At 68.6% G+C, this 9,709-nt stretch carries 12 protein-coding genes; 8 read left to right on the top strand and 4 right to left on the bottom strand.

What is annotated here, in order from left to right; translation table 11 throughout:
* From hemC to Q0672_RS09870, 8 genes are all read left to right on the top strand, one after another.
* A partial coding sequence (gene hemC / locus Q0672_RS09905) for a hydroxymethylbilane synthase (protein WP_298621838.1) occupies nucleotides 1–828 on the top strand: 828 nt, incomplete at its 5' end.
* 9 nt (nucleotides 829–837) lie between these two features.
* Nucleotides 838–1,629 (top strand): uroporphyrinogen-III synthase, encoded by a 792-nt coding sequence (locus Q0672_RS09900; protein ID WP_298621836.1) that lies wholly within the window; start codon nucleotides 838–840, stop codon nucleotides 1,627–1,629.
* 10 nt (nucleotides 1,630–1,639) lie between these two features.
* The gene (locus tag Q0672_RS09895; RefSeq protein ID WP_298621834.1) at nucleotides 1,640–2,740 is read left to right on the top strand and encodes a uroporphyrinogen-III C-methyltransferase; all 1,101 of its coding nucleotides are present in this window, start codon (nucleotides 1,640–1,642) and stop codon (nucleotides 2,738–2,740) included.
* 7 nt (nucleotides 2,741–2,747) lie between these two features.
* Nucleotides 2,748–3,923, top strand: coding sequence for a heme biosynthesis HemY N-terminal domain-containing protein (locus tag Q0672_RS09890; RefSeq protein WP_298621832.1), 1,176 nt, complete (start codon nucleotides 2,748–2,750; stop codon nucleotides 3,921–3,923).
* 229 nt (nucleotides 3,924–4,152) lie between these two features.
* Nucleotides 4,153–4,716, top strand: coding sequence for an alkyl hydroperoxide reductase subunit C (ahpC, locus tag Q0672_RS09885; protein ID WP_284188908.1), 564 nt, complete (start codon nucleotides 4,153–4,155; stop codon nucleotides 4,714–4,716).
* Between the two features lie 103 nt (nucleotides 4,717–4,819).
* Nucleotides 4,820–6,364 carry an alkyl hydroperoxide reductase subunit F gene (ahpF, locus tag Q0672_RS09880; RefSeq protein WP_298621830.1) on the top strand — a complete coding sequence of 515 codons (1,545 nt, stop codon included), beginning with the start codon at nucleotides 4,820–4,822 and terminating at the stop codon, nucleotides 6,362–6,364.
* A gap of 132 nt (nucleotides 6,365–6,496) precedes the next feature.
* Entirely contained in the window at nucleotides 6,497–7,300 is an 804-nt protein-coding gene (locus tag Q0672_RS09875; protein WP_298621828.1) for a glycoside hydrolase family protein, read from the top strand.
* Entirely contained in the window at nucleotides 7,284–7,778 is a 495-nt protein-coding gene (locus Q0672_RS09870; RefSeq protein ID WP_298621826.1) for a lysozyme inhibitor LprI family protein, read from the top strand. The genes Q0672_RS09875 and Q0672_RS09870 overlap by 17 nt, the downstream gene beginning before the upstream one ends.
* Here the strand turns inward: Q0672_RS09870 and Q0672_RS09865 are convergent.
* The 4 genes from Q0672_RS09865 to Q0672_RS09850 all read right to left on the bottom strand — a co-directional run.
* Complete coding sequence (locus Q0672_RS09865; RefSeq protein WP_298621824.1) at nucleotides 7,772–7,972, bottom strand: hypothetical protein; 201 nt, start codon at nucleotides 7,970–7,972, stop codon at nucleotides 7,772–7,774. The two genes, Q0672_RS09870 and Q0672_RS09865, sit on opposite strands and share 7 nt — an antisense overlap.
* Nucleotides 7,973–7,980: 8 nt before the next feature.
* On the bottom strand, nucleotides 7,981–8,889 hold the full coding sequence (gene hemF, locus Q0672_RS09860; protein ID WP_298621822.1) for an oxygen-dependent coproporphyrinogen oxidase: 909 nt from the start codon (nucleotides 8,887–8,889) through the stop codon (nucleotides 7,981–7,983).
* A gap of 46 nt (nucleotides 8,890–8,935) precedes the next feature.
* Nucleotides 8,936–9,301, bottom strand: a complete 366-nt coding sequence (locus Q0672_RS09855) for a 5-carboxymethyl-2-hydroxymuconate Delta-isomerase (RefSeq protein WP_153162629.1) — start codon at nucleotides 9,299–9,301, stop codon at nucleotides 8,936–8,938.
* A gap of 3 nt (nucleotides 9,302–9,304) precedes the next feature.
* On the bottom strand, nucleotides 9,305–9,709 hold a 405-nt coding region (locus tag Q0672_RS09850), incomplete at its 5' end, for a phosphoribosylglycinamide synthetase C domain-containing protein (RefSeq protein ID WP_298621819.1).

Raw genomic sequence — 9,709 nt, 5'->3', positions numbered from 1 at the left:
CCGTCCTGCAAGGTCGAACTGCTGGGCATGACCACCCGCGGCGACCAGATCCTCGACCGGCCGCTGGCCAAGGTGGGCGGCAAGGGCCTGTTCGTCAAGGAACTCGAAACCGCGCTCCTCGACCGCGCCGCCGACATCGCCGTGCATTCCATGAAGGACGTGCCGATGACCCTCGCGCCCGAGTTCGCGCTGGTGGCCATCGCCGAACGCGAAGTGCCGCTGGATGCCTTCGTCTCCAACAAGTACGAGAGCCTCGACGACATGCCGCCGGGCGCCGTGGTGGGCACCTCCAGCCTGCGCCGCGAATCCCAGATCCACGCCCAGTACCCGATGCTGGCCGTCACCAGCCTGCGTGGCAACCTGGACACCCGCCTGCGCAAGCTCGACGAAGGCCAGTACGACGCGATCATCCTCGCCGCCGCCGGCCTCACCCGCCTCGGCCTCGCCAGCCGCATCCGCGGCACGTTGCCGTCCGACGTCTCCCTGCCGGCCGCCGGCCAGGGCGCGCTGGGCATCGAGGCGCTGTCCGACCGGCCGGAAGTCGCCGCCTGGATCGCGCCGCTCGCCGACGCCAACTCCGCCGCCTGCGTGCGCGCCGAGCGCGCCACCTCCCGCGCGCTGGCCGGCAGCTGCGAAGTGCCCCTGGGCGCCTACGCCGAAGTGCAGGACGGCCAGCTGTGGCTGCGCGGTTTCGTCGCGCTGCCCGATGGCTCGCGCATCGCCCGCGCCGAGCGCCGTGGCCCCATCGACCAGCCCGAAGCCCTCGGCCTTGCGCTGGCCGAAGACCTGCGGGCCGACGGCGCCGACGAAATCCTCGCCGGCCTGTAAGTCCGCGTCATGGGCGGCCAGCCCCTCGCCGGGCGCAGCATCGTCGTCACCCGCCCGGCCGGTCAGGCCGACAGCCTGTGCGCGGTGCTGGCGGCCCTCGGCGCCGAGCCGCTGCGCTTTCCGCTCCTCACCATCACGCCGGTGGCCGATCCGGCCCCGCTGCAGGATGTGGCCCGACGGCTGGCGGATTTCTCGCTGGCCTTCTTCGTCAGCCCCAACGCGGTGCACCTCGCGCTCGACGCGATGCTGCCCGTCGCCCCGTGGCCGGCGAGCCTCGCCATCGCCACGGTGGGCAAGGGCAGCGAGGCCGCGCTGGCAGCCCGCGGCTTTGCCGACGTGATCGCCCCGCAAAGCGGCTTCGACAGCGAATCCGTGCTCGCCCTGCCGGCCTTCCAGGCGGGCGCGGTGGCCGGCAAGCGGGTGCTCATACTGCGCGGCGACGGCGGTCGTGATCTCCTCGGCGACACCCTCGTCCAGCGCGGCGCCACCGTCGAATACCTCACCTGCTACCACCGCAGTGGTCCGGCGGATGACCCCGCGCCCCTCGTCGCCCGGGCCCGCGACGGCCGGCTCGACGCCCTGACCCTCACCAGCAGCGAAGGCGTCGCCCATCTGACGGCTCTGCCCGGCGCGGCCGAACTGCGTCCGGTGCCCGTCTTCGTGCCCCACCCGCGCATCGCCGCGGCGGCCCGGGACGCCGGATTCTCCACCGTCATCGCCACCGGGGCGGGCGACCAGGGCCTCATCGACGGCCTCATCGACCACTTCTCGGCGCGCAACCACAACGCCTATCCGGGTTAAACTCACGCCCATGAGCAGCGAAAACCCCAGCCTCCCGCCCGCCGACGCCCGGCCGGCGCCCGCGCCCTCGTTGTGGCGCCGCCCTTCCGCCATCGTTGCCGCCGTCGCGCTCGCGCTCCTCGGCTGGCAGTGGGTCGAAACCCGCAGCCGCCTTGCCGACATGCAGGAAGAGCTGGCCCGCCGCCTTTCCACGAGCGACACCGCCGCCACCGAAAGCCGCGCCCTGGCCAAGCTGGCCCAGGAAAACCTGCAGGATATCCAGACCAAGATCGGCGCGCTGGAATCCCGCTTCTCCGAATCCCAAGGTCAGCAGGTCGCCCTCGAGGCCATGTACCACGAGTTCTCCCGTTCCCGGGACGACCGCCTGCTGTCCGAAGTCGAACAGGCCGTGCTGATCGCCGCCCAGCAGCTCCAGCTGGCCGGCAACGTGCAGGCCGCGCTGTTCGCGCTGCAGACGGCCGACGCGCGCCTCGGCACCGTCGACCGGCCCCACTGGCTGCCGCTGCGCAAGGCCATCGCCAGCGATCTCGACACCCTCAAGGCGCTGCCGCAGGTGGATTCCGCCGGCGTCGCCCTCAAGCTCGAAACCCTCATCGGCCGCATCGACAACCTGCCGCTGGCCTTCGAAGCCCGGCCCAAGGCCGAAGCCGTCAAGGCCGACGAAGCCGCGCCCTCCTGGGCCAAGCGCCTGTGGCTCGATTTCTGGGCCGAGTTCAGCCAGCTGGTGCGCGTCGAGCGCATGGATCGCCCCGATCCGGCGCTCCTCGCCCCGAGCAACGCCGTCTTCCTCCGCGAAAACCTCAAGCTGCGCCTGATGAACGCCCGCCTCGCGCTGCTCTCCCGCGACGGCAACACCTTCCGCGAGGACATGCGGATCAGCGCCGAATGGATGGGCCGCTACTTCGACCTCTCCAACGCCGGCGTCGAAGCGGCCAAGGCCGATCTGGTCGAGCTGCAGAAGACCCCGGTGGGCGTCGACCTGCCCAATCTGCAGGCCAGCCTCACCGCCCTGCGCGGCCTGCAGGCGGTGCCCGACCGACGCATCGATGCGGCTGCGCCGGCGCACGCCCCGGCTGCCGCCAAGCCCGCCGCCCCGGCGAAGAAGAACTGAGGCAGCCATGCGCGGATTGCTCTGGCTGCTCGGCCTCTTCGCCCTAGCCGCTGCCCTCGCGGTGGCCGGCCGTTACAACGAAGGCTACGCCCTGCTGGTGTGGCCCCCGTATCGGATCCAGATCTCCCTCAACCTGCTGATCGTGCTGCTGGTGGGCGGGTTTGCGGCGATCTACGCCCTCACCCGGCTCGTCGCCCGCACCATGGCGCTCCCGCGGGCGGTCCAGCGCTATCGCCAGCGGGTCGGCCGCGAACGGGCCGCCCAGGCGATCTACGACGCGGTGCGGCTGCGCATCGAAGGCCGCTTCGGCCAGGCTCTCAAGCAGGCCACTGCGGCCTACGAAGCCGGCGAATCCCGCGGCCTCGCGGCCCTGCTGGCAGCCCGCGCGGCCCATTCCCTGCGCGACGAGACGCGCTACCGCTACTGGCTCGGCAAGGTGGCCGAAGAGGGCGAGGAGATGCGTCTGGCCCGCCTGATGACCGAGGCCAAGCTGGCTGTCGAGGATCGCCGCTTCGACGACGCGGCCGAGAGCCTCGCCGAACTCCAGGTGGGCGGGCAGCGTCACATCGCCGCGCTGCGCCTGGCGCTGCGCACCGCCCAGGCCAAGGGCGACTGGGGCGAGGCCGTGCGCGTGGTGCGTCAGCTCGTCAAGGTCAAGGCGCTCACCCCCGAACTGGCGGAACCGGTCAAGCGCCGCGCCCACCAGGAAGGGCTCAAGCAGCGCGCGGGCGACGCCCTCGCCATCAACACCTACTGGCAGGATGTGCCCCGCGACGAGCAGCGCGACCCGCGGCTGGTCGCGTCCCTGGCCCGCGCGCTGATCGCGGCCGGCGACGGCAGCGGTGCCCAGAAGGCCATCGAGACGCAGCTCGCGCTGGGTTGGGACACCACCCTTGCCGGTATCTACGGCCGCTGCGAAGGCGGCGAGGTGCGCAGCCGGCTCGCCAAGGCCGAAGACTGGCTCACCCGCAACCCGCGCGATCCGCAGCTCCTGCTCACCCTCGGCCGGCTGTGCGTGCAGTCGCAGCTGTGGGGCAAGGCCGAAAGCTATCTCGAGGCCTCGCTGGCCATCGAGCCGGGCTGGGAAGCCCATGTTGAACTCGCCCATCTGGCCGAGCGCATCAACCGCACCGACGATGCCAACCGGCATTACCGCGCCGCCGCAGAGCTCTCGCGCCGCTGATCTTTCCGGGGCGAAGCCTGCTTCGTCCCGCGTATTTCCCGCACTTTCCAGTCTTCCCACTTTGTTTCAGCCGGAATAATATTGTCATTCCGGAGCGTCCCAGCGGGGCGTGTTCCTTGATAGCTTTTTTTAATCTGGATGATTTCATCAATCAATTTGAGCGATGGCGCATCCGGGCCTATCATGTGACTTCCGAAGACCCAACTCCCAACCCGTGAAGGAAACATCAATGTCCCTGATCAACACCGAAATCAAGCCGTTCAAGTCCACCGCTTTCCACAATGGCAAGTTCGTTGACGTGACTGAAGCCGACGTCAAGGGCAAGTGGTCCGTGTTCTTCTTCTACCCCGCCGACTTCACCTTCGTCTGCCCGACCGAGCTGGGCGACATGGCCGACGTCTACCCCGAATTCCAGAAGCTGGGCGTTGAGGTGTACTCCGTCTCCACCGACACCCACTTCGTGCACAAGGCCTGGGCCGACGCTTCCGACACCATCAAGAAGATCAAGTACCCGATGCTGGGCGACCCCACCGGCACCATCTCCCGCAACTTCGACGTGATGATCGAAGAAGCCGGCCTGGCGCTGCGCGGCACCTTCGTGGTGAACCCGGAAGGCGTCATCAAGGTCGCCGAAATCCACGACCTGGGCATCGGCCGTGACGCTTCCGAGCTGCTGCGCAAGGTCAAGGCTGCCCAGTACGTCGCCTCCCACCCGGGCGAAGTCTGCCCCGCCAAGTGGCAGGAAGGCGCCGAGACCCTGAAGCCGTCTCTGGACCTGGTCGGCAAGATCTAAGTATCACGCCGGACAGCGCTTCACGCTGTTCCAGAACGCCCGGGCGTCTCACGGCGCGCCGGGCGTTTTTACTTCTGCGCTTCGAACAAGAAAGGAATTCGTCATGCTGGATGCCGACCTCAAGAACCAGTTGCAAGCCTATCTGACCAGGGTGAGCCGCCCGGTGGAGATCGTCGCGTCCCTCGATGACAGCGACACCGCCCGCCAGATGCGCGAACTGCTGCAGGAGATCGCCAGCCTGTCGCCGCTGGTCAGCCTCGTCGAACGCGACGACGGTGCCGAGCGCAAGCCCTCCTTCCGCATCACCCGCCCGGGCGAGCCGATCGGCATCCGCTTCGCGGCAATCCCCCTTGGCCACGAATTCACCTCGCTGGTACTGGCCCTGCTCCAGGTGGGCGGCCATCCGCCCAAGGTGAGCGACGAGGTGCTCGCGCAGATCCGCGACCTCGACGGCGAGTACAACTTCGTCACCTACATTTCGCTCTCGTGCCAGAACTGCCCGGAGGTGGTGCAATCCCTCAACCTCATGGCGCTGGTCAACCCGAAGATCCGCCACGAGACGGTGGATGGCGCGCTGTTCCAGGATGAAGTGACGCGCCTGCAGATCATGGCGGTGCCGACCATCCTCCTCAACGGCCAGGAGTTCGGCCAGGGCCGGATGGAACTCGAGCAGATCCTTGCCAAGGTCGATGCCGGCGCCGAAGCCCGCGCCGCCGCGAAGATCGCCGCCCGGGAGCCCTTCGACGTGCTGGTTGTGGGCGGCGGGCCGGCAGGCGCGGCGGCCGCGATCTACGCCGCGCGCAAGGGCATCCGCACCGGCGTGGTCACCGAACGCTTCGGCGGCCAGGTGCTGGACACCCTGGCCATCGAGAACTTCATCTCGGTGAAGGAGACCGAAGGCCCGCGCCTCGCCGCGGCGCTGGAGGAGCACGTCAAACAGTACGCCGTGGATATCATGAACCTGCAGCGCGCCGAGGCTCTGGTGCCGGGCGAGCTGATCGAGGTGAAGCTGGCGAGCGGCGCGAGTCTCAGGTCGAAGACGGTGATCCTCTCCACCGGCGCCCGCTGGCGCGACATGAACGTGCCCGGCGAGACCGAGTACCGCACCAAGGGCGTGACCTACTGCCCCCACTGCGACGGCCCGCTCTTCAAGGGCAAGCCGGTGGCGGTGATCGGCGGTGGCAACTCGGGCGTCGAGGCGGCCATCGACCTCGCCGGCGTGGTGGCCCACGTGACCCTGCTGGAGTTCGACAGCAAGCTGCGCGCCGACGCGGTGCTGGTGAAGAAGCTCGAGAGCCTGCCCAACGTGAAGATCATCGTGAACGCCCAGACCACCGAGGTGAATGGCGACGGCCAGAAGGTGACCGGCCTCACTTACAAAGATCGTGTCTCGGGCGAGATGCATCAGGTGGCGCTTGCCGGGATCTTCGTGCAGATCGGCCTGCTGCCCAACACCCAGTGGCTGAAGGGCACGGTCGAGCTGTCGTCCCGCGGCGAGATCATCGTGGACGACCACGGCCGCACCTCGGTGCCAGGCGTGTTTGCCGCCGGTGACGTGACCACGGTGCCTTACAAGCAGATCATCATCGCGATGGGCGAGGGCGCCAAGGCGTCGCTGTCGGCCTTCGATCACCTGATCCGCAACTGAGGGCAGTCCGCTGGTAGCAAAGGCCTCCCGGGTGTTGCCGCCCGGGAGGCCTTTTTGCATTCTCGTCCTGGTTGCTGGCGGTGGGGCTGGCTATAGTGAGATGGCGTATCCATTCCTGTTGGGGAGAGGTTCATGGCCAGTCTCACACGTGCGGTCGGGCGCGGCGCCGACAAGCCGCTCAAGCGCGAAGTCCTGCTCGTCCAGCAGCTGCTCAACCGCCATCGACCGCCGTCCCTGCCGCGGATCGCTGAAGATGGCGGGCAGGGCGATGAAACCTACGGCGCCATCGAGGAGTTCCAGCGCCGGGTGATGAAGCTCAAGAAGCCCGACGGCCGGGTGGATCCGGGGGGCAAGACCTGGCAGGCCCTCAACCAGCCGCCCGCGGTGGTCGTCACCCCTACGCCGCCGACCCAGCCGCCAGCCGCCCAGCCGACCGGCGCAATGCGCATGAGCGCAAAGGCGCGGGAGCTGCTGCGCAAGCTCGAGAGCCTGTTCCTGTTCACCTACGACGACCAGACCGGCAAGGCGACCCACGTGTGGGTGAAGGGCGCGACGATCGGCTACGGCCACCTGATCGCCAAGGCGGAATGGGACACCTACAAGGGCGGCATCACCGAGGCGGGGGCTAACGCGCTGCTCGACACGGATCTGCAGCCCTTCGAGGCGGCGGTGAATTCGACCATCAAGGCGAAGCTCAGCCAGAACCAGTTCGACGCGCTGGTGATCCTCACCTTCAACATCGGCGCGGCCAATCTGGCCCGCTCTTCGGTGGCGAAGATGGTCAATGACCCCACCGCCCAGACCATGTATAAGACGCTGGAAGCGGCCTGGAAGTCCTGGAACAAGTCCCAGGGCAAGGTGATGCTGGGGCTCGAGCGGCGCCGGCAGTGCGAATGGAACGTCTATTCCCTGGGAAAATATGAGAAGAACTGGTGAGCGTTTTCCGGCCTGGCTGGCCGGGTGGGCGCTGGTGCTTGCGCTGGGCTTGCCCGCCGGCGTGGCGCTGGCAATCGACAACCCGGACCGGCCCGATCCGGTGGCCGAGTTTGCGTCCCGTGCGGGCGACTTTGAAACCCGCATCGCTGGCGCGGGGACGGACCGGGATGCTTTGGCGGTTTATGCCCAGTACGAGCAGTTTCTCGACCGGGAGCTGAACCTCGCCTACACCGCGCTGGTGCGCCAGGGCCGCGACAGCCGTCGGCAGGATCTGGTGCGCAGCCAGAAGAGTTGGCTGATCTTTCGCGACGCGGAGATGCGCTTCATCGCCAACAACTGGACGCCGCAGGATTTTGGCTCGTCGTCGGCCACGTCGCGGGCGGCGTACCGGGCGGCGCTGATCCGCGGGCGGGTGGAGACGCTGCTGGGCTATCTGCGCAGTTATCCGCCGGGCGGGCTCGTCGCGCCGGCTCACTGATCCGTGGCGGTCGGCTTGCGAGCCCGGACAAAGCGAAGCCCGACACCGATCGCGATCATTCCCAGCAATCCGGCCAGCAGCAGCTTGCCGAGGACCAGCGCCATCGGCACGCCCAGCGCCGACAGCACGCCGAAGCCGAGTTCAAAGCCCGCCATCAGCTGGGCCCTGAGCTTCTGGCGGGCGGCGTCGAGCATGGCGCCGGTCAGGCCCAGTCGCGGGCCACGAGGAAGTCGGTGTACAGCCGGGCTTCGGGGCTGCCGGCTTCCGGGTGCCAGTCGTAGCGCCACTTCACGATGGGCGGCATGGACATGAGGATGGATTCGGTGCGCCCGCCGGACTGCAGGCCGAACAGCGTGCCGCGGTCGAAGACGAGGTTGAATTCGACGTAGCGGCCACGACGGTAGGCCTGGAAGTCGCGCTCCCGCTCGCCATAGGGCGTGTCGCGGCGGCGTTCGACGATGGGGATGTAGGCCGGCAGGAAGGCATCGCCGACGCTGCGGGTCATGGCGAAGGCGGCGTCGAAATCCACCTTGCCGTCGGCGCCGTGGTCGTCGAAGAACAGGCCGCCCACGCCGCGGGGTTCGTTGCGGTGCTTGAGGAAGAAGTAGCGGTCGCACCAGTCCTTGAGGCGCTGGTATTCGGCGTCGCCCCAGGGCAGCACGGCGGCCTTGCAGGTGGCGTGGAAGTGGCGGACGTCTTCCTCGAACGGGTAGTAGGGGGTGAGATCCATGCCGCCGCCGAACCACCACACGTCGTCCTTGCCGGGAGCCGAGGCGATGAAGAAGCGCACGTTCATGTGCACGGTGGGGCAGTACGGGTTGCGCGGGTGGAGCACCAGCGAGACGCCCATCGCCTCGTAGCTGCGGCCGGCGAGTTCGGGCCGGGCAGCGGTGGCGGAAGGGGGCAGGCCTTCGCCCATCACGTGGGAGAAGTTGCAGCCGCCGCGCTCGAAGAAGTTGCCTTCCTCGATCAGGCGGGTGAGACCGCCGCCGCCGGCGGGGCGGGTCCAGCTGTCGGTGACGAAGGGCTTGCCGTCGAAGGCTTCGAGGGCGCCGACGATGCGGTCCTGAAGGTCGAGGAGATAGGCTTTGACAGCGGCGCGGTCAGGCATGGGTGGGCTCCGGGGATGGAAAAAACCGGCCAGCGGCCGGCAGAGATCAGGCGCCGGGAATGAGGCGCTTCGAGTAGGTGTCGCGATCCATGTCGCGGGCTTCGGAGGTGATCTGCACCACCTGCGGGCCAGGTGCGACGAGGGGCGCGATGGCGTCCACCAGGGCGGCGGTGAGGCGCTGCTTGGTGGCGCTGTCGCGACCGGAAAGCAGGGCCAGCCCGGCGTGGATGAAGCCGTGATCGGCACCGCTGCCGACCCGGAAGTGCTCGACGGGCATCAGGCGGGCCTTGATGGCGTCGGCGGGGGCGAACACGCCGCTGGCCACCAGCGCGTCGGTGGCGGCGACCAGCACCGCGACCGGGTCGAACCGGCCGGCGATGTTGGTGCTGTACTCGATGCGCAGGTGGGGCATGGCTCAGCCCTTGCGGGCGACGGCGCGGTAGCCGATGTCGCGGCGGCACTGCATGCCGTCGAAGTGGATCTGGTCGAGCTGTTCGTAGGCGAGTTTCTGGGCGCTACGCACGTTGTCGCCCAGGGCGGTGACGCACAGCACGCGGCCACCGTTGGTGACGACCTGGCCGTCCTTTTCGGTGGTGCCGGCGTGGAAGACGTGCACGTCTTCCGGGGCGCTGGCGGGCAAACCGTGGATGGCGTCGCCCTTGCGGGGGCTGTCCGGGTAGCCGGCAGCGGCCATCACCACGCCCAGGGCGAAGCGGCGGTCCCATTCGGCTTCGATCTTGTCGAGCTTGCCGGCGATGGCGGCTTCGACGAGATCGACCAGATCGGTCTTGAGCCGCATCATGATCGGCTGGGTTTCCGG

The sequence above is a fragment of the uncultured Zoogloea sp. genome (assembly GCF_937894855.1).
Lineage (GTDB): Bacteria > Pseudomonadota > Gammaproteobacteria > Burkholderiales > Rhodocyclaceae > Zoogloea > Zoogloea oryzae.
This window is presented reverse-complemented; position numbering and strand designations above follow the sequence as displayed.